This is a genomic window from Bradyrhizobium sp. IC4059 (assembly GCF_020193615.1).
Classification (GTDB): domain Bacteria; phylum Pseudomonadota; class Alphaproteobacteria; order Rhizobiales; family Xanthobacteraceae; genus Bradyrhizobium; species Bradyrhizobium yuanmingense.
Genome location: NZ_JADYVH010000014.1, coordinates 1 through 18,294 on the forward strand (window position 1 = coordinate 1; position 18,294 = coordinate 18,294).

Sequence of the window (18,294 nt, forward strand, 5' to 3'; positions counted from 1 at the left end):
GGACCAGCTCGGAGACCATGGTCATCAGGTGCTCCAGCGTATCCACGTTGACGCGGATCGACTGGTTGGCGATGCGGTCGCCCTCGCCCGCCATCTCGTCGGCCATCGACTTCTTCGGCGCGGCCTTTTCCTTGGGCTTTGCGGCTTCCTTCGCCACGGGGGCTTCAGCCGCGGGCTCGGCCTTTGCCCCAGCCTGAGCAACGGGCACCGGCGCTTCGATCGCGGTCTCGCGGAAGGCACGCTCGAGCTCGTCGAGCGAGACCTCGCCCGGACGCAGCGGACGCTCCAGGGTCTGATCGACCAGCGTGCCCATGGTCATCTCCTTGGCGGGGGCGGCTGGAGCGGCGGGCGCTTCCGGCACCAACGGCGGCGCATCGGCAACGGGAGCAGCAGTGCCGGCAGTCGGCATCGGCTGCGCCGAGCCTGACATGGCGGCCATGCCCTGCTCGACCATTGCTTCCAGCTTGTCGATGAGATCGCGGTCGTTGCCTTCCGGCTCGGCCTCGGTCGCCTCCAAGCCAGCCAAAATCTCCTTGATGCGGTCGATCGAGGACAGGATCACCGTCACCGCCTCGGCAGTCACAGGCATGCCGTCACGGAATTTGCCCATCAGGGTCTCGCCGGCATGCGCCAGCGCTTCCAGCCGCGGCAGGCCGAGGAAGCCGCAGGTGCCCTTGATGGTGTGGACCAGGCGGAAGATGTTATCCAGGATCTTGGCGTTGTTCGGCTCCTGCTCGAACTTCACCAGCTGATTGTCCACGGTGTCCAGGCTCTCGCTGGTCTCCGTCAGAAACTCCCGCAACAGATCATCCATGAAAACAGGCCTTCATACAGGAAGGGCGCGCACGAGGCGTGATGCGCCATTTCGGAATGGGGCCAGCTTCACCGCAAAGCGTTTAATATTGGTTGAGTATGTGCAAAAGAACGGCACCAACAAAGAGATAAGGCGCTCCGGACAAGCCGAAGCGCCTCGTAAAGATTGCATTAACGCGTCGCGAGCGAGGCTTCGCGTTTACGAAGCGGTAACGATGATGGCTTCGCCTTCCGGCTTGAGCGTCACGGTGAGCCCGCAGGCCTGCGCGAGCAGCCGCGTATAATAAGGCTGGATCGCATGCGCATCGGCAGCCGGCCCGCGCTCGCCGCTCAGGAGCTCGGAGATGTTCTGCGGCAGGCGTGCATTGTGTCCGGTCGCGGTGATGCGAAAGCTCATCACCTCGCCCTCGCCGACCGGATCGACAGTCAGCATGCCGCCGCGCGGGATCGTGTGCTGGGCGACGACCAGCATGTTGAGCAGCAGCTTGACGCGGTTCTTCGGCAGCAGCAGCCGCGGCAGATTCCAGGTGATCGAGCACTTGCCGTCCTCGATATGGCCCTTCGCCATGGTGTGGGCATCGCCGAGATCGATCTGCGCGCCGGAGGAGCCGGCCGCGCCGAAGGCAAGGCGGCAGAACTGCAGCCGGGCGGAGGCCGTCTTGGCGCTTTTGCGAATCAGGTCGAGCGCGAACTCGCGGTCCTCGGGCTTGGGATCGTCGTCGAGCACTTCGAGCCCGTTGACGATGGCGCCGACGGGGCTGATGAGATCGTGGCAGACCCGCGAGCACAGCAGCGCGGCGAGTTCGAGCATATCGGGAGCGGCAGTGGTCGCGGGCGACGAAGCGTCAGACATATAATGGGGTCCTGGAGGGTTCCTGGAATTGCACGGCGCTGGACGCCGCGAATCACGCATGCTTGACGGATGCTGCGGGTTCTAACATTCGCAACCCCGCGGCAGCTAGCTTGCGATCGGTTCGAGGCGGCCATAAGCCCAGGCGAATCGATCGGGGCGAATCAGTGGACGAGGAACGATATTGCCGACAGATGAGGCATGCAGGTGAAACGGATCATTGACGGAGCGGCCGCTGCCGGCCTGATGGAGCCGCTGACTGCGCTGGTGGTGAAGGCGGGCGAGGCGATCCTCGCCGTCAACCGCGCGGCCATGCGGATCGACGGCAAGCAGGATGGCTCGCCGGTGACCGAGGCCGACCTTGCCGCCGACCGCATCATCGCGGACGGACTCGCGCAGCTCGCGGGCGACGTTCCGACGCTGTCGGAGGAGCGGACCCAGCTCGCCTCCCCGCCGTTCCAGGGCAGCTTCTTCCTGATCGATCCGCTCGACGGGACCAAGGAGTTCGTCGCCGGCCGCGACGAGTTCACCGTCAACCTCGCCTTGGTGACGGATGGCGTGCCGCTGCTCGGCATCGTCTCCGCACCCGCACTCGGCCTGCTCTGGCGCGGCATCGTCGGCCGCGGCGCCGAGCGCGTGAGATTCAACGGCGCGACGATTGCCGCCGCCGAGCCGATCCGCACCCGCAAGCTGCCGGCGCGCGGGGAGCCTTGGATCGCCGCAGTGAGCCGTTCGCACGGCGATGCCAGAAGCGAGGCGTTCATCGCCGACAGGCCCAATGCCGTCAGGATGACGTGCGGCTCGGCCGTGAAATTCGGCCGCATCGCGGAAGGCGGCGCCGACATCTATCCCCGTTTCGGCCCGACCTCGGAATGGGACGTCGGGGCCGGCTGCGCGGTCGTGACCGCGGCCGGCGGCAAGGTGACCGACGGCAAGGGCGGCGAGCTCCGATTTGGCCAGCGCCGCGATACCGGCTTCATCATCCCGGAATTCATCGCGTGGGGCGACCCGCAGGCGGTAGGCTGCGACTGACCAGGGCTCGTTACTGCCCGAGCTTCTCCTGCAGGGCCGGCCAGCGCTTGCCCACCTCATAGAGGAAGCGCTCGGGATCGGCGACGAAGGCGTCGCGATTGTCTCCCCGGCTGAACAAATAGAGCCGCTGCGCCACGATCGCGAAGAAATGCGGATTGGCGGGGACGGTGACGCCGCGGGCGATATCGACCGGATCGTAGCCGCCGAATTGCGGTCCGTAGATTTCGGGATGGGCCTGGAAAGAGGCGCGGTTGCCCTCGTTCCGGAAGCGCCAGACGGCCCCCCAGAGGTTCGCCTCGAACTCCGCCGTCCCCTGCACGGCCGCGCCGGCGACGAAATAAGCGACGGGGTCGAAGCCCTCGATGGCGACGCCGCTGAAGCGGTTGACGACGATCCGCTCGGTGGTGGCGGCCCCTGTCGGTCCGCCGGCACCGAGGATCCAAATGCCCGCCAGCAGGCAGAGGCGGCGGGCGATCAAGGCAATTCCGGGGCGCAAAGGGCTATCTTCCTGCCGTTGTGCCGTCATAGTTGCTGCGGATAACATCCGAGTCGAGGGGACATCCGGCGCAACCTAGGGCCATGCCTGTTGGCGTGAGGTTAAGGAAGCGACCGGATTCGGTACCAGGGGTTCTTTTATGACTTTCGCATCACGCCTTGCTGCGCTCGCGCTTGCCGCGATGATCGGCTGGATCGTGCCGGCCTCCGCCCAGCAGGCGCCGCCGCCTGACCTGCCGCCGCCGCAGCGGACCCCGACGCCCAATACCTATGGGCCGGACGAGCTCGTCACCGCCGGCCATCGCTTCTTCGGCAACGTCTCGCGCGGGCTCGCCTCGATCATCGAGAAGGCGGTCAGCCAATGGGGCCTGCCGAACGGCTACATCCTGGGTGAGGAAGGCTCCGGCGCCTTCGTCGCCGGCCTGCGCTACGGCGAGGGCACGCTCTACACCAAGAACGCCGGCGACTTGCGCGTCTATTGGCAGGGCCCCTCGCTCGGCTTCGACTGGGGCGGCGACGGCGCCCGCACCATGACGCTGGTCTACAACCTGCCGGCCACCAACGCGATCTACCAGCGCTTCGCCGGCATCGACGGCTCGGCGTACATCATCGGCGGCTTCGGCATGACGGCGCTGACCTCCAACAACATCGTGCTGGTGCCGATCCGCTCCGGGCTCGGCCTGCGCCTCGGCGCCAATATCGGCTATCTCAAATACACCCCGCGGGCGACCTGGAACCCGTTCTAGGCCCACGTCCTCCCCACTGCCCACCGATCAAGGTTAACGACAGAGCGGGGCTGGCTTTCTGCCGGCCCGCCATGGCATTGTCGTTGGTGAATTTTTCCTTAAGCTTGGGAGTTCTGGCCCATGGTCGAACCGATCATGTACCTGGCGATCGGTTTCCTGCTCTCGATGCTGTGCGGGCTTGCGATCGTGCCGCTGGTGCATAACCGCGCGGTGCGCCTGACCACGCGCCGGCTCGAGGCCGCCACCCCGCTCTCGATGGCCGAGATCCAGGCCGACAAGGACCAGCTCCGGGCCGAATTCGCCATGTCCGCGCGGCGGCTCGAGATGAGCGTCGAGCAGCTCAAGAACAAGACCACGAGCCAGCTCGCCGAGCTCGGCAAGAAGAGCGACGCCATCAACCGCATGAAGATCGAGCTCGGCGAGAAGAACGCCACCATCTTCGCGCTGGAGGCGCGCGAGAAGGCGGTGAAGGAGCAGCTTCGCGCCACCGAGGAGGAATTCGCCGCCAAGACGGCGTCCTTGCGCGAAGCCGAGATCGCGTTGACGGACAAGCAGGCCGAGCTCGCCAAGATCAACTCCGAACTGTCCGACCGCTCGATGATGGCGGAGAGCCGCCAGGTCGAGCTGGTCGCAGTGCGCGCGCAGATCGAGGAATTGAAGCACCGGGTCGGCGATGCCGAGAAGGAATTTGCCGCGACGCAAGCGCGCCTCGCACAGGAGCGCACCGAATCCGAGACCGCCTCGCGCGAGCTCGGCGAGGCGCGCGGCCGCGTCGAGAATCTGAGCCAGCGCGTCACCGAGCTCGACCGCCAGCTCATCGTGCAGGTCAAGGAGGCCGAGATGCTGTCGAGCCGCGTCGCCGATCTCGAAGGACGCCTTGCCACGCAGGGCAAGCTGCTCGCCGAGCGCGACTACGAGAACAACCAGCTGCGCCAGGCCAACGAGGCCAACGAGCGCACCATCAAGGAGCTGCGCGTCGAGATCGCGGGCCTCAGCGGCGGCAAGTCGTCGGCTGCGATGGAGCAGCTGCGCGCGGAAAAGGCCGCGCTGGAGGAGCAGCTGCGCAGCGCACGCGACGAACGCGCGAAACTCCAGCGCGACATCAACGCGATCCAGCAGCAGGCCGAGAGTTCCTGGGCGACCGAGCGCATGGAGAACGCGCTTCTGCGCGAGCGCATCAACGACATCGCGGCCGAGGTGGCAAAACTCGCGATGCAGCTCGAAGGCCCGAACTCGCCGATCGAGGCGCTGCTCGCGGCCGAGGCCGGCCAGCCGCCGAAGCCGGCGCCGCGCCCGGCCAACGACGCCGCGACGGGCGGCGCTCCAGCGCCCCGCCTGCCCGAAGGCGGTGGAACGCTGGCCGAGCGCATCCGCGCGCTCCAGGCCCACGCCTCCCGCGCCCGCCAGCAGGGCGCGTAACCGGCCAAAAATCCGGCTTCCCCTGCGGAAGGCGCGACCTGACCAAGGTTTTCCGCCCCGGCGACGGCTTGAAAACTTGACACCTTGGGCCGGCACTTCTAAATCGCGGGCTCCGATGTGCCGGCCGGCCCAAGGTTGCGGCCGCCTGCATGATGGTCCCGGGCGCATAGCTCAGCGGGAGAGCGTTCCCTTCACACGGGAGAGGTCCAAGGTTCGATCCCTTGTGCGCCCACCACGCTTCGCCAAGAGGCTTCGCGTGGCGCAGCCACCCCCAATGGTAGCGAAGCGTGTCCGGCGTAGCTCAAAGAGCGTAGACGGACCGGGGGTCTTGCTTCCGCTCTGTCAAAAATTCGAAAACAACCCCATGCACAGTAGCCGACCTCAGTCGGATCAAAGGGTTACGACTTTTCCGAATTTTCCTTGCTCCGTCGGGCAAAACAGGGGCATGATGGCATCATCGGGAGGGGCGCACGCTTAATGAGCATGCTGCGCCTGAGGGCCCGCACGGCATCGCCGGCTTAGAGATTCAGGGATGAGCTGGATGACGCTCCCTCGCCCTCCTTCGAAACTCTGGATACGAATCGCGATCGCGGTGCTTGCTGTGGCCGGCATCGGAATCGCGGCCATGGTTGGTCTCATCTGGTTCGCACTCGAAGGATTTGCCAGCTGCCGCAACGTGGTCCTGAGCTCGACGCGGTCGCCCGACGGCACCAAGGCCGTGTTCATCTTCAGGCAGGAATGCAACGCAACGGTTCCGGATTCCACATATGCGAGCATCGCACCGATGGACCGGACCTTTTCACCTGATCGCAACCACGCATTCCTCGGCTTCGCCGGTCACGCGGAGATACTACCCAGCTGGCGCGGGAGCAACGTCGTCGAAATTGCGATGATGCCAGGGGTCGAGGGAGGCTTCATCCGGCACGATGAGAAGGTCGGCTCGATCCGGATCGATTACAAATGATCTGCGGGCTCGACGAATGATCACCACTTCATGGAGCCCGAACCGGCAATCTCTGCTCCGCAACCACGCGCACTGGCGGAAAAGAAACGCAATCCACGACGTCGAACAGCACGCTGATGCTGCCGCTGAATGACTGCGCGAAAGCGATCGCGTCATCGCGCTTTGCGTCGGCGATTTGTGTGCCGAGCGTGCAATGAGGTCGCCAGTTTTCCGGCCGATAATGCAGCCGACACAAGGCTGGATCGATTGCAGCGCTGATGGAAGCGTGCCACCGGACGAGCGTTTCATCGAACTCCGGCTCCGCCCAGAGCACGAGCGGCGGACCTGCGAACCAACAAATTCGCCTGAACGCGACCTGCAATGGCCCTTCGCCTCCAACTGCGCGGAGCATGGTCTCCCACGCGGTCTTCGCGGTAATCTCGGGCGCATCATAAATGGCGAATGTGAAATGCGGCCGATAACCGAGCCCCCTCATCGAAGGCTGGCTCTCAAACGCGGCAACTTCATCCCACAAGGCTTCGATGCGCTCTGCGGAGGAATGGTCGGACCGAATGTTGATAGCCAAAGCCATGCGCCGGTCGCTCTGTAAAGCAATGGATTTTTGCCTCACCAATGGCGATAGAACCAGGCCTTTTGCGCGCTAGTGAGCCATAAGGACAGAGATATCCGCGTGCTCCATGATATAGCTGGTCGCTCCACCGAATATCATCTGCCGTAGCCGCGTGCGGGTGAAGGCTCCTTTGATCAATAGATCGCAACCGTGTGCCCTGGCGGCATCGAGGACCGCCTCACCAGTTTCGCGCCCGTCCAGCTCAACGCTGATCAAGCTGGCCGCAATGCCATTGTATTGGAGTTGCCGAGCGATCTGACCGGCAGACGGTCCTGGCACCGCTTGGCCGCCGACAACGGTTAGGATCGATACCCTTTCGGCCAGACGAAGCAACGGCATGGCAAATGCGTTTGCCCGAGCTTGCTCGGTACTCCCGTTCCAGTGGATCATAATGTTCGTTGCGACGCTTCTTGGTGCATTCGACGGCGCCAGTAGAACGGGCCTGCCGCTCTCAAACAGCGCGGACTCAATCGCGCGGCGGTGAGGGCCCACCGCATCAATGTCAGACCGCGCCATCACGATCAGATCGAAAGCGCGCCCATAACTTCCGACAAAGTCTTCGCCCTCAGGCGCGGTCTCCAGCCAGCCGAAGCAAGGCGGGTTCGACCCTGCGGTGGCGCGGGGAACATCATGCTTCAGCATGAATGCTTCGAAAACGTTGCGCATGTCGTTCAGTTCGGCTTCGCTCTTCACTTGATACGTGTCCAGGAGAATGCCGGTGGCCAATTCGGCGGCCGCATATTGAGGGATGCCGAACCGGAGTGGAAAACCTTCGATATAGGCGCCGGTGCGACGCGCTAGGCCTACGGCCACAGCGAGCGTAGCTGTCATCATCGGAATATTCTGAAGCGGGACCAGGAGCGTCTTCATTTCGAATCTCCGATTTTCTGACGAAGATTGACGGTGGATGCATGCTCTCAATTGGGGCGGCGTCTGCAACAGCTTCACTTTGCGAGCCGCTCTGGTTTGCCACCGGCAACGGTTGCAATCATGCGGCCTGCTCAAGCCTCGCATCGATCTCCTGGCGCAGCGCGGCGAAGTCGATTGGCTTGGTCAACAGGTCGGCGGCGCCCTTCTCCAGCGCCTTGCGCTTGGTCTCGGCATCACCGTAGGCCGTGATCATGATAACCGGTACATCGGGGCGGGCCGAGCGCACGATAGGCAGCATCTCCAGTCCGCTCATTCCGGGCATGTTGATGTCGGACAGGATCAGAATCAGGGTGGCATCCGCAATCTCGGCCGCGCGCTGCAATGCCAGGGGCGCCGAGGATACAAACTCCATCAGAAAACGACCGGCGCGCAGATCGCGCCGAAACTGCTGGCGGAACAGCGCCTCGACATCGGGCTCGTCGTCGACCACCATGATATAGACGCTCAATTTCTGCCTCCGCTCTACAATGGTGCCGCCCGCGTACGCGGCAGCGTAATAATGAACTCGGTATATTCGCCCGGCTCGGTATCGACCTCGATGCTGCCGCCGTGCTGCTTCACGATGATGTCGTGGCAGATCGAAAGCCCAAGGCCAGTTCCTTCGCCGGCCGGCTTGGTCGTGAAGAATGGATTGAATATCTTCTCTCTGACGTCGGCCGGGATGCCGGTGCCATTGTCGCGAATGCGAATTTCGACGGCGCCGCCGAGGTCTGTGGTCGTCGCACGCAGCCTTGGCTCGAAGCCGTCACCGACGACCTCCTTTTGTTTGCTGGCCGCGTAGAAACCGTTTGAAACCAGATTGAGGAACACCCGCGTGATTTCCTGCGGATACAGCTCGAGGGCTCCCGCAGACGGATCGAGTTTTCTTTCAAGCGTGATATTGAAGCCGGCTCTTTCAGCGCGGGCTCCGTGATAGGCCAGGTTGAGACTTTCTTCGAGGATGGCGTTGATCTCCGCCGCGCGGCGTTCGCCGGACCCCTCGCGGGAGTGCAGAAGCATATTCTTGACAATGGAATCGGCGCGCGTTCCGTGCTGCACGATCTTTTCCAGGTTACCTTGTAGCATGTGGATCAGCGCGTCGATGTCCTGCCTTTCCACCTCGCCGAGGCCAGCTGAGCGCAGCGCGTCGCCGAGCTCGTCGGTCAGTTCGGAGGACAGCGCAGCAAAATTGTTGACGAAATTGAGCGGGTTCTTGATCTCGTGCGCAATGCCGGCGGTGAGTTGCCCGAGCGAGGCAAGCTTCTCGGTCTGGACCAGCCGATCCTGCGTATTTCGCAATTCCTCGAGCGATTGCGACAATTCCATGGTGCGCTCGCGCAGTTCATTCAGCAGGCGTGCATTCTCGATCGCGATCACGCCCTGGTGTGCGAAGTTGGACACGAGCTCGATCTGCTTGTCTGTGAAGGGTTTCACTTCCTGGCGGAAGATCGTGATCGTGCCAATCAGCTCATCTTCCTTGAGCATGGGAACGATGACGAGGGTCCTTGCGCCGGCAAGGTCAGCGAGCGCGCGAACATTGGGGTTGCCTTCGATATAGGGCGGCTGGGTCCTGATGTCGTCGATATGAACGGTCTGATGACTCTTCTCGACGGTGCCGAGCCCGCTCGCGGGATGTGGGCGAATGTTCTGGTAGAGCCGCGTATCGACATAAGCTTGCGGCGCGTTGTGCAATGCGACCGTGCGAAAGCCGCCCTCCTCGTACAGATTCATGGTGCCAAAGCCGGCGCCGCAAATTCGCGTCGCATTCTCCAGCATCTTGTGGAAGACCGGAGCGAGCGCGCCCGATGAAGCGCTTATGATCTCCAGCACCTCCGACGTTGCCGTCTGCCGCGCCAGCGATTCATTCAATTGCTCGAACAGACGCACATTGCCGATGGCGATCACGGCCTGGTCGGCAAAGGTGGCGACGAGTTCGATCTGCTTTTCGGTGAAGGGCTGCACGCGCTTGCGGGCGACCACGATCGCGCCGATCGGCTCATTTTCGCGCAGAAGGGGAACACCGAGCGCCGTGCGCTGACCAGCGATCGTGATCGACGCCTCCAGGCCGTATTCGGGATCGGCAGCGACGTCGAGGATTTGCACCGGACGGCGTTCGAGGACGGCTCGACCCGTGACCGTGCCCCGGCCGGGAGCGATCGGATGAGCCCGCAGAAAGGCAATGTAGTCCTCGGAAAACCCGACCGCTGCTCCGGCCTGATATTCATCGCCCTCGCGGCGCATGATGAAGGCCATCTCCGCCTCGCACAGCCGTGCCGCCGAATCGACCAGCGTGTCGAGCACGGTTTGCAGGTCGAAGGTCGAGCGGCTGATCACCTTCAGCACGTCGGCGGTCGCAGTTTGCTGCTGGAGCGATTCGGCGAGATCGCGCGTCTTCGCCTGGACCTCATCGAACAGCCGCACATTCTCAATCGCGATCACGGCCTGATCAGCGAAAGTGGAGACCAGGTCGATCTGCTTTTCCGTGAACGAGTTCGCGGTCTTGCGGCCCAGGAATAGCACGCCGATCACTTCTCCGGACCGCAGCAGGGGTACGCCCAGAAGGGTGCGGTAACCGCCGGCCCTCTGTTGCTCGGGATAGGCATAGTCGGGATCGACCAGGACATCCGGAATCTGAACAGCCTTGCCGCACAGCAGGACGCGCCCAACGAGGCTACCGCGTCCAGCATTGAGCCGAACGCCCGCCGAGACCTTGGCCCACTCCGGCGAGAAATTGTACCGAGTTGCGTGATAGAAGGAGCCATCGGCGTCCTGCCGGAGGATTGCCGCCATGTCGGCCCCACACAGCGACGCCGCCGATTCCGTCAGCGTGTCGAGAACCGTTTGCAAATCGAACGCGGAGCGACTGATGACTTTCAACACATCGGCGGTCGCGGTCTGCTGCTGCAGCGATTCCCGCAAGTCGTCGGTACGCGCCTGCACCTCGTCGAACAGCCGCACGTTCTCTATGGCGATGACGGCCTGGTCGGCGAAGGTCTGCAGAAGCTGCACGTGATGCGGAGCGAAGGCCCCCGGCTCTGCCCGCGTGACGCTGATCATGCCGATCACCACGCGGCCAGTCGCGAGCGGAACGAACAACATGCTGCGAAAGCCGCGGGCGCGCGCGATGAATTTGATCTCGTTCGTCAATGCTTCCGTATCGGGGGTCGGCACCACCTTGCCCGCCTGTGTCCTCGCAAAACTCTCGAAATCGGTGATCGGACGCGGAAACATCTTCTTCAAAGCTTCATCGGCGGCAGAATTCGTCGGCGTGAACGCCGCCAAGTGGGCATGGCCGTCGATGAAGCGGAATACGGTCGTCGAAAAGCCGCCGAGCAAGGCATTTGCGCGCCTCGCGATTGCATCGAATACCGGCTTCACCTCCGATGGCGAGCTGGCAATGATCTTGAGAATGTCCGCGGTGGCGGTCTCGCGATCTTGTGCGGCGCGCAACTCGGCCAGGAGCCGCGCGTTCTCCTGCTGCAATTCCGCCACAACGCCCTGAGGAAGCGCGGCCATGATGAAAATCCGTGTCGGCAGCCGGTTCGCGGCCGACGTCAAAATTTAATCAAGCAAGCGCCGGGAATTATTTCACCATCAGGTGCTTCCGACCAGACATACCGTGAGTTGATTTTCGATCGACTACGCGTCAATTCGTCCTCGTGATCGACCGAAGCGGCAAGTTTCACACAATGCCGCTGGAGGCCGATTTACCTCGGGTCCGCCTGGTGCTGGCGCCAGGGGGATCGCGGGACCCACGTGCCGCGAGCGCCGTAGATTGCGTCCCGAAACACCTAGGAGAGCCCCATGGCGACCATATTCATCACCGGCAGCACCGATGGCCTCGGCCGGGCGGCGGCCCAATCGCTGCTCGATCAGGGGCACCGCGTGGTGCTGCACGCGCGTTCAGCCGATCGTGCCGCGGCTCTCGGCGGCCTCACTTCGCGTGCGAAGGGATTGGTGATCGGCGATCTCAGGAGCGCGGCGGAGACGCGGAGCATCGCCGACCAGGTCAACGCGATCGGGCGCATGGATGCGGTCATTCACAATGCCGGCGTCTACACGCGGCCGAGCCGCGGCGCGACGCCGGAAGGCCATGCCGAGACGCTGGCCATCAACACGCTTGCGCCGTTCATGCTGACGGCTCTGATCGCGCGGCCCGCTCGATTGATTTATCTCAGCAGCGGATTGCACCGCGGCGGAGAGGGCTCGCTCGACGACCTCGGTTGGACCAAGCGGGCCTGGAACGCCGCCACGGCCTATGCCGAGAGCAAGCTGCACGTCGTCGCGCTCGCCTACGCGCTGGCGCGGCGGTGGCCCAACGTCCTCTGCAACGCCGTCGATCCCGGTTGGGTGCGCACGAAGATGGGAGGCGCGGGCGCCCCTGTCGATATCGACACCGGGCAACGGACCCAGACCTGGCTGGCAGTCAGCGAGGATCCTGCGGCCCTCGTGAGCGGCCGCTATTGGCATCATCTCGAGCAGCAAGAGCCGGCCCGTGAGGCGACCGATCCGAGGTTTCAGGACCGGCTCATCGGCAAACTGAGTGAGCTGACGGGCGTCGAGCTGCCGGAGGTGTGACGTTCGATGTATCCTCGTCATTGCGAGCCAACGGGTCCGCGCGAAGCGCGGCCCGATGACAGGCTCCACGAAGCAATCCAGAATCTCTCCGCGGAAAGACTCTGGATTGCTTCGTCGCACCAGTGCAAAATTGCTTCGCAATTTTGTCACGGGCTCCTCGCAATGACGGCGGAGAGCGGCGTTTCACGTCGCGCGCTGTGGCCGCCAGGCCGTGTAGAGACCGATCAGTGTCCCCATGGCGACCAGCGCAGCTGCCAGCAGCACCTGCAATTCGCCATCGTCGGTGGGGCCGATGGACGACACCAGCCGGGATACGATGACGAACAGAATGCCCACTGCGGCCGCGGCACCCACGCAGAGATAAGCGAGCTCGCGCGTCAGGCTGCGGCCGAGCAGTCCGAGCGCCGTGAAATACATCGAACAGGCGTTGGGATGAACGAACAAGGCAATGCGCGCATAGCGGCCATAGGCGTCGAACAGGGACTCGCATCGGCGCAAGGCCGCCTTCGAGGCCACCCGCTGCAGAAACGGCCTGAAGAAACGCGCTTGTCCATAGCTGAGAACGGCGCCCAGGATGATGGCGAGCCACGCCGCGAGGAAGACGGAGCCGTCCACGGCCTTCGGACTGAGCGCCACGGACATCAGGATGAGGGCGGTGCCGGGAAAATAGCCGAAATACGGGAAGACCGCTTCCACCAGCACGCAGGCGAACATGAAGACTGGAAACCATGCCGACCCGGCCGCGCCATGGACGATGGCGTTCAGGTCGAACAGGCTCGTCCTGTAGAGAACGAGGTACATGCACATGGCGAGGCCCGCCAGCGCATAGAACGGCAAGGCTCCAGACAAGAACCGTCTCATCCAATCATCAACTTCGTTTGGCGGAGACGACGGCCTCGCGCTGTTCCGGATCTGCTTTAGGCGAATGGGGTTGCTGCTGTCGATGGCGCTCTTTGCCACGCAACTCACCTCGGCTTGCGCACCCCTACGCAATCGACAGGATCTCGATCTCCTGCGCACCTGAACCGACGACGTCGCCGACCACCTTGCCCATCAGCGACCTCGCGACGGGCGCGACGAACGAGATCGAGCCGGCCTTGGGATCGGCTTCGTCCTCGCCGACGATGCGGTAGGTCTGGACGCGGCCGTCAGCGCGGCTGAAGCTCACGGTGCTGCCGAACGCAACGATTTCGGTCGCGACAGGATCGGGCATCACCTGCGCCGTACGCAAGCGTTCCGTGAGATAGCGGAGATCGCGCAGGGGCACGGCGGACTGCCGTCGCTTCTCGTTGACGTCCTCGATGGCTTGCGCAGCTTCATAGGCCGCCCGCGCTTCGGCGAGCTGCGCCTGCAATGCGTTGAAGCCTGCTTCCGTCACGAGGTTCGGATGCGGCGAGATCGGGCGGTCCGGCAACAGCGTCTCGGACGCGGTTTCGGCGCTCTCTTCCTTGGTGAAGGCGACGCTCAATTGAAGATCCTGTCGAACTGTTTCGCTTGCGACGCCATGGCGGCGACGACCGAGATTATATCTCAAGTTCGACGAAACGGCGGAGCTTGAAGACGAGGTCCGGCACGGCCTGGCGGAACCGGGTTGCGTTCTGGAAACTGGTGGAGAACGGCGCGAAAGTGAGCATCGCGTTCCAGTGCCGGTAACCGTAGACCGTGACCGAGACGCCGGAACTCGGGAAGTTGTCCAGCTTGCGCAGCTCGCCGAGCACGAGATCGGCGATCGCCTCCGCCGGCAGCAGCCGCTTGCCGTCCCGCGTGGTTGCGATTTGCGCGGGCGGCTCGGCCGGCTCGGCGGCCGCCGCTGCGGCATCGGGCGCGCTCTCGGCTTCGGCCGCATCGGATCCGGACTCGGACTTGGACTCGGACCTGGACGTCGCGGCCGGCTCCACGGGATCCGCCGGCACGATCGGCGGGACCTCGGCGAGCGGAGGCAGTGCAACAGGGTCTGCGCGCTTGTTGCCTCCCAGGATGCTGCTGATCATGGCCACAAGGCCGGCATCCTTCACCTCATCGCTCATCATTCCCCCCGGGCTTCGGCCTACTCTAGCACCGCTCGCGCAGACCGCCACCGGCGATGTGGCAGGGCCTCGCACATGGGAGCTCTTCCCTTGCGGCCATCCTTCGAGACGCCCGCTTTGGCGGGCTCCTCAGGATGAGGTCGGAGTGCGCGGCAGCAGCTTCAACGAGCGCTGGTGCCGCAGAGCCTCATCCTGCGAGGAGGCGCGTAAGCGCCGTCTCGAAGGACGAGGCGTGCGCGCCGGCCGCGCCACAAGTCATAGGCGATAGCGTGCGATCCGTTACTGCTTAGCGAACGGAATGTATTGGTGGTACCGCTTGGGCACCGAGCTGCGATAGCGCGCCGGCACGGTGCCGGTGTCGACCGAATGATCGATCTCCTGCTGGCGGGTCATCTTCTTCTTCGCCGGCTTCTTCGACGCGCTCTTCTTGCCGTCAGTGGGCTGGCTGGACGTGTCGGTGGTCGCGCTTGGCGCTGTGGTCGTCGCAGCCGGCGCAGTGCTTGTCGCGGCAGGCGCAGCGGTTCCGCCCGCGGCCGGCGCGCCCTGCGCCAGCGCGAGCGGCGATTGCATCATGAGCATCAGCGCTGCCGTCGCAGCCAGCAAATATGATTTCTGCATCAGAACCTCCAAAATGCCTGATCCGAATGAGCCAGCGTAGGCCTACGGCATCGACGCGTGCAAGTCCGCCCACGATAGGCCCGATCGCACGCCGGAACTGTGGTGGGGGTCACACTCCCGGCATGGTCTGCCTTCACGACCTCGCAGCGTGCGCAGGTGCGCAATGGCGCGCTCGGCTATGCGCGAGCTGCGCGGCCGGTCTCCTCCAGTCGCGAGGCGAACCAGCGTGACAGCGGCTCGTCGACGGCACCGCTGACATAGACCTCCGACATCGTCACATGTTGCCTGTCCAGCACCAGGAGCAGGCCGATCCAATAGGGAAACCAGACATGGACGTCGGTCAGCGCCCGCAGCTTGTGCTGGTCGTGATCGAGCGGCGTGTGGTTGCTCGCCTTGCGGATCTCCACGGCGAGCAGATTGTTCGGGATCTCGCGCTGATGCACGACGACATCGGGGTAGATCGACTTGCCGAGATGGTCGTCGGTCGAGATGATGGTGCCGTGCGGCAGATGCAGCGTGCGCTCGCCGAGCCGGTCGTAATTGCAGTCGACCGACCAGCCCGAAAACTGCTTCTCCAGATGCACGGCGAAACGGTGCGTGACCGCCCGCTCGCCGACGTCCTTCTCGAACAGGAAGCCCTCGTGGGCGTAGAAGTCCCTGACAGCCGCGATCACCTTATTCAGCTCGGTCTGCATCGTGCCTCCGGGCCCATCACGTGCGCGCCAAGTTGGTAGCCCGGATGAAGCGTAGCGCAATCCGGGACTCTCGCAAAACACACCAGCCCCGGATTACGCTACGCTCCATCCGGGCTACATGAGACCGGAATTCGCGGCGCAATCGGTCCGGTCTACATCTGAACTTCGATCAGGCGCGGGCCGGGCTCGGCGACGGCCTCTGCCAGCGCCTTGTTGAACTCGTCGGCGTTGGTGACGGCGCGGCCGGGAACGCCCATGCCCTTGGCCAGCGCCACGAAGTCCAGGGTCGGGCGGTCGAGGCGGAGCATGTCATTGGCGCGCTGGCCGGGCTCGCCGGCGCCGACATTGTCGAACTCGCCGCGCAGGATCTGGTAGATGCGGTTGGCGAACACGATGGTGACGATGTCGAGGTTCTCGCGTGCCTGCGTCCACAGCGACTGGATCGTGTACATCGCGCTGCCGTCGCCGACCATGGTGATCACCTTGCGGTCCGGGCAGGCGATCGCGGCACCGATCGACAGCGGCGTCGAGAAGCCGATCGAGCCGCCCATGTTCTGCAGCCAGTCGTGCGGGGCGGCCGCCGCCGTCGGCGGGAAGAAGCCGCGGCCGGTGGTGAGGGATTCGTCGACCATGATCGCGTTCTCGGGGATCGCACAGGCAATGGCCTGCGCGATCGAGGCGAAGGTGAGCGCGCCGGTCGGCTTGACCAGCTCAGCCAGCGCCTGCGGCTTGACGTCCCTGGCGCTGGCTTTCACGGCGCCGGCGAGCGCCTCGAGCGCGGCGACCGAATTCTCGCCCCAGGAGGTCATGCGATGCACCTCGCAGCCCTGCGGCTTGAGCATGCTCGGCTTGTTCGGATAGGCGAAGAACGCCACGGGGTCGTCGGACTCGACCAGCACGATGTGACGGAATTTCGCCAGCATCGGCAGGGCTTGATCGATGACGTAGTGGATGCGGTCGATCGAGAAACGGCCACGGCCGCGCGCCATCTTCGGACGGAAGGTCGGGCCCATCACGGTGCAGCCGGTCTTGCCGGCGATGCGCTCGGCCAGCGCCAGACCCTGCGCGCTCAGCGCGCTGCCGGTCATCAGGAGCAGCGTGCCTTCGCCGTCGCCATGCAGGATCTTTGCGGCCTGCTCGACCGCCTGCGGCGAATAGCTGGCGCGCTGCTGCTCGGCCGGAACCTCGGCGATTCCGTCGGCCTCGTTCCAGGCGGTGTCGGCGGGCAGGATCAGGGTCGCGATCTGCGGCGGCGCACTTTTCGCGGCGGCAATGGCGGCGGCGCCGTCCGCGGCGACCGATTTGGCATCCGGCGAGGTGCGGACCCAGGACGACATCGGCCGGGCCAGGCCCTCGATGTCGGAGGTCAGCGGGGCATTGTAGCCGATGTGGTAGACGGCGTGCTGGCCGACGATGTTGACGATGCCGGAATTGGCCTTCTTGGCATTGTGCAGATTGGCAAGGCCGTTGGCGAGGCCGGGGCCGAGATGCAGCAGGGTCGAGGCCGGCGTGCCCTTCATGCGGAAATAGCCGTCGGCCGCGCCCGTCACCACGCCTTCGAACAGGCCGAGCACGCATCGCATGCCGGGGACACGGTCGAGCGCCGCGACGAAATGCATCTCGGAGGTGCCGGGGTTGGTGAAGCAGACGTCCACCCCGCCCTTGACCATCGTCCGCACCAGGCTTTCCGCACCGTTCATTCTGTCTGCTCCCGCAACCTGCCAGTGATCCGTTCGGTCAATCATTGTTCGCGCGGCGCGTCAAAGCAATAGCGGGCATTGCGGCCCTGCCCCGCGTGACGACGCACGGATTTGGCTAACGTTTTCCAGCAAATTGGCGCAGTTGCGATTTGGTAACGCCAGTCGTTAACGATGCGACCCTCACGGGCCCGTGGCTTGCGAAACGCGCGCAAATATGGCCTCTGGGTCCGGTTGAATCGATTTTTTTCTGGGGGAGATGATGATCCGGTTTTTTGCCGCACCGATGGCCGCAATGGCGCTGCTGCTGGCTGGCGCAGCCGACGCGTCCGCGACGGGGATGATAGACTTCACGGGCACCAGTTCCACCAGCTATATCGGCCGCGGCGGCGCGAGCCCGATCCCCCGCACCACCGTCATGTATAACGGCAGCTACGCCCCGGGCACCGTCGTGGTGAACACCGCCGAGCGGCGGCTCTATTTGGTGCTCGGGAACGGGCAGGCGCTGCGCTACGGCATCGGCGTCGGCCGCGACGGCTTCCGCTGGGCCGGGGTGCACAGGATCACCGCCAAGAGGGAATGGCCGGACTGGACGCCGCCCTCGCAGATGCTGGCGCGCCGGCCGGACCTGCCGCGCCACATGAAGGGCGGCATCGACAACCCGCTCGGCGCCCGCGCCATGTATCTGGGCTCGACGCTGTACCGCATCCACGGCTCCAACGAGCCGGAGACGATCGGTCAGGCCGTCTCCTCGGGCTGCTTCCGCATGACCAACGACGACGTCACCGACCTCTATAGCCGCGTCTCGATCGGCACCCCGGTGGTGGTGCTGAACAACTGA

Annotated in this window: 19 protein-coding genes and 1 tRNA gene; 7 read left to right on the forward strand and 13 right to left on the reverse strand. The window is 64.4% G+C overall.

Translation table 11 applies throughout. From position 1 onward, the window contains the following. Nucleotides 1-814: Hpt domain-containing protein (locus tag I6F12_RS31895; protein WP_225158033.1), on the reverse strand; the 814-nt coding region annotated here is incomplete at its 3' end. A 198-nt stretch (nucleotides 815-1,012) separates the two neighbouring features. Then, complete coding sequence (locus I6F12_RS31900; RefSeq protein ID WP_036009803.1) at nucleotides 1,013-1,666, reverse strand: histidine phosphotransferase family protein; 654 nt, start codon at nucleotides 1,664-1,666, stop codon at nucleotides 1,013-1,015. A 198-nt stretch (nucleotides 1,667-1,864) separates the two neighbouring features. Between I6F12_RS31900 and I6F12_RS31905 the strand changes: the two genes are divergently transcribed. Continuing rightward, nucleotides 1,865-2,695 (forward strand): 3'(2'),5'-bisphosphate nucleotidase CysQ, encoded by an 831-nt coding sequence (locus tag I6F12_RS31905; RefSeq protein WP_225134794.1) that lies wholly within the window; start codon nucleotides 1,865-1,867, stop codon nucleotides 2,693-2,695. Between the two features lie 10 nt (nucleotides 2,696-2,705). On the opposite strand, the gene I6F12_RS31910 is transcribed toward I6F12_RS31905, so the two are convergent. Next, nucleotides 2,706-3,191, reverse strand: coding sequence for a YHS domain-containing (seleno)protein (locus tag I6F12_RS31910; protein WP_225158034.1), 486 nt, complete (start codon nucleotides 3,189-3,191; stop codon nucleotides 2,706-2,708). 139 nt (nucleotides 3,192-3,330) lie between these two features. Between I6F12_RS31910 and I6F12_RS31915 the strand changes: the two genes are divergently transcribed. From I6F12_RS31915 to I6F12_RS31930, 4 genes are all read left to right on the forward strand, one after another. Then, entirely contained in the window at nucleotides 3,331-3,936 is a 606-nt protein-coding gene (locus I6F12_RS31915; protein WP_036009799.1) for a DUF1134 domain-containing protein, read from the forward strand. A 120-nt stretch (nucleotides 3,937-4,056) separates the two neighbouring features. Next, nucleotides 4,057-5,355 (forward strand): hypothetical protein, encoded by a 1,299-nt coding sequence (locus tag I6F12_RS31920; protein ID WP_225134796.1) that lies wholly within the window; start codon nucleotides 4,057-4,059, stop codon nucleotides 5,353-5,355. Between the two features lie 160 nt (nucleotides 5,356-5,515). Continuing rightward, nucleotides 5,516-5,590, forward strand: a tRNA-Val gene (locus I6F12_RS31925). A gap of 306 nt (nucleotides 5,591-5,896) precedes the next feature. Further along, nucleotides 5,897-6,319 (forward strand): hypothetical protein, encoded by a 423-nt coding sequence (locus tag I6F12_RS31930; protein WP_225158035.1) that lies wholly within the window; start codon nucleotides 5,897-5,899, stop codon nucleotides 6,317-6,319. A gap of 28 nt (nucleotides 6,320-6,347) precedes the next feature. Here the strand turns inward: I6F12_RS31930 and I6F12_RS31935 are convergent, their stop codons facing one another. From I6F12_RS31935 to I6F12_RS31950, 4 genes are all read right to left on the reverse strand, one after another. Then, a complete protein-coding gene (locus I6F12_RS31935) occupies nucleotides 6,348-6,890 on the reverse strand; it encodes a 2'-5' RNA ligase family protein (RefSeq protein ID WP_225126678.1) in 543 nt (180 codons plus the stop codon). Between the two features lie 69 nt (nucleotides 6,891-6,959). Next, the gene (locus tag I6F12_RS31940; protein ID WP_225158036.1) at nucleotides 6,960-7,799 is read right to left on the reverse strand and encodes a universal stress protein; all 840 of its coding nucleotides are present in this window, start codon (nucleotides 7,797-7,799) and stop codon (nucleotides 6,960-6,962) included. 118 nt (nucleotides 7,800-7,917) lie between these two features. Beyond that, on the reverse strand, nucleotides 7,918-8,307 hold the full coding sequence (locus I6F12_RS31945) for a response regulator (RefSeq protein WP_036009791.1): 390 nt from the start codon (nucleotides 8,305-8,307) through the stop codon (nucleotides 7,918-7,920). A 14-nt stretch (nucleotides 8,308-8,321) separates the two neighbouring features. Beyond that, nucleotides 8,322-11,354, reverse strand: coding sequence for a GAF domain-containing protein (locus I6F12_RS31950; protein WP_225158037.1), 3,033 nt, complete (start codon nucleotides 11,352-11,354; stop codon nucleotides 8,322-8,324). Nucleotides 11,355-11,642: 288 nt separating this feature from the next. On the opposite strand from I6F12_RS31950, the gene I6F12_RS31955 reads away from it, so the two are divergent. After that, a complete protein-coding gene (locus I6F12_RS31955; protein WP_225158038.1) occupies nucleotides 11,643-12,416 on the forward strand; it encodes an SDR family NAD(P)-dependent oxidoreductase in 774 nt (257 codons plus the stop codon). A gap of 183 nt (nucleotides 12,417-12,599) precedes the next feature. Here I6F12_RS31955 and I6F12_RS31960 read toward each other — a convergent pair whose 3' ends face one another. From I6F12_RS31960 to I6F12_RS31985, 6 genes are all read right to left on the reverse strand, one after another. Further along, nucleotides 12,600-13,277 (reverse strand): hypothetical protein, encoded by a 678-nt coding sequence (locus I6F12_RS31960; RefSeq protein ID WP_225158039.1) that lies wholly within the window; start codon nucleotides 13,275-13,277, stop codon nucleotides 12,600-12,602. Between the two features lie 124 nt (nucleotides 13,278-13,401). Then, a complete protein-coding gene (gene greA / locus I6F12_RS31965; protein ID WP_225158040.1) occupies nucleotides 13,402-13,884 on the reverse strand; it encodes a transcription elongation factor GreA in 483 nt (160 codons plus the stop codon). 55 nt (nucleotides 13,885-13,939) lie between these two features. Next, nucleotides 13,940-14,443 (reverse strand): hypothetical protein, encoded by a 504-nt coding sequence (locus tag I6F12_RS31970; protein ID WP_225158114.1) that lies wholly within the window; start codon nucleotides 14,441-14,443, stop codon nucleotides 13,940-13,942. 279 nt (nucleotides 14,444-14,722) lie between these two features. Then, nucleotides 14,723-15,061: a hypothetical protein gene (locus I6F12_RS31975; RefSeq protein ID WP_128266570.1), complete on the reverse strand. Its 339-nt coding sequence runs from the start codon at nucleotides 15,059-15,061 to the stop codon at nucleotides 14,723-14,725. 176 nt (nucleotides 15,062-15,237) lie between these two features. Then, nucleotides 15,238-15,756 (reverse strand): hypothetical protein, encoded by a 519-nt coding sequence (locus I6F12_RS31980; protein WP_036009755.1) that lies wholly within the window; start codon nucleotides 15,754-15,756, stop codon nucleotides 15,238-15,240. Between the two features lie 152 nt (nucleotides 15,757-15,908). After that, nucleotides 15,909-17,456, reverse strand: a complete 1,548-nt coding sequence (locus I6F12_RS31985) for an acetolactate synthase large subunit (RefSeq protein ID WP_036036084.1) — start codon at nucleotides 17,454-17,456, stop codon at nucleotides 15,909-15,911. Between the two features lie 259 nt (nucleotides 17,457-17,715). Between I6F12_RS31985 and I6F12_RS31990 the strand changes: the two genes are divergently transcribed. Next, a complete protein-coding gene (locus I6F12_RS31990; protein WP_036009766.1) occupies nucleotides 17,716-18,294 on the forward strand; it encodes a L,D-transpeptidase in 579 nt (192 codons plus the stop codon).

Excerpts from the sequence above, each read along its gene's own strand:
- I6F12_RS31900 (WP_036009803.1), bottom strand. The coding sequence starts at position 1,666 with ATGTCTGACGCTTCGTCGCCCGCGACCACTGCCGCTCCCGATATGCTC.
- I6F12_RS31905 (WP_225134794.1), top strand. The coding sequence starts at position 1,865 with ATGCAGGTGAAACGGATCATTGACGGAGCGGCCGCTGCCGGCCTGATG.
- I6F12_RS31915 (WP_036009799.1), top strand. The coding sequence starts at position 3,331 with ATGACTTTCGCATCACGCCTTGCTGCGCTCGCGCTTGCCGCGATGATC.
- I6F12_RS31920 (WP_225134796.1), top strand. The coding sequence starts at position 4,057 with ATGGTCGAACCGATCATGTACCTGGCGATCGGTTTCCTGCTCTCGATG.
- I6F12_RS31930 (WP_225158035.1), top strand. The coding sequence starts at position 5,897 with ATGACGCTCCCTCGCCCTCCTTCGAAACTCTGGATACGAATCGCGATC.
- I6F12_RS31935 (WP_225126678.1), bottom strand. The coding sequence starts at position 6,890 with ATGGCTTTGGCTATCAACATTCGGTCCGACCATTCCTCCGCAGAGCGC.
- I6F12_RS31940 (WP_225158036.1), bottom strand. The coding sequence starts at position 7,799 with ATGAAGACGCTCCTGGTCCCGCTTCAGAATATTCCGATGATGACAGCT.
- I6F12_RS31950 (WP_225158037.1), bottom strand. The coding sequence starts at position 11,354 with ATGGCCGCGCTTCCTCAGGGCGTTGTGGCGGAATTGCAGCAGGAGAAC.
- I6F12_RS31955 (WP_225158038.1), top strand. The coding sequence starts at position 11,643 with ATGGCGACCATATTCATCACCGGCAGCACCGATGGCCTCGGCCGGGCG.
- I6F12_RS31960 (WP_225158039.1), bottom strand. The coding sequence starts at position 13,277 with ATGAGACGGTTCTTGTCTGGAGCCTTGCCGTTCTATGCGCTGGCGGGC.
- I6F12_RS31970 (WP_225158114.1), bottom strand. The coding sequence starts at position 14,443 with ATGAGCGATGAGGTGAAGGATGCCGGCCTTGTGGCCATGATCAGCAGC.
- I6F12_RS31975 (WP_128266570.1), bottom strand. The coding sequence starts at position 15,061 with ATGCAGAAATCATATTTGCTGGCTGCGACGGCAGCGCTGATGCTCATG.
- I6F12_RS31980 (WP_036009755.1), bottom strand. The coding sequence starts at position 15,756 with ATGCAGACCGAGCTGAATAAGGTGATCGCGGCTGTCAGGGACTTCTAC.
- I6F12_RS31985 (WP_036036084.1), bottom strand. The coding sequence starts at position 17,456 with ATGAACGGTGCGGAAAGCCTGGTGCGGACGATGGTCAAGGGCGGGGTG.
- I6F12_RS31990 (WP_036009766.1), top strand. The coding sequence starts at position 17,716 with ATGATCCGGTTTTTTGCCGCACCGATGGCCGCAATGGCGCTGCTGCTG.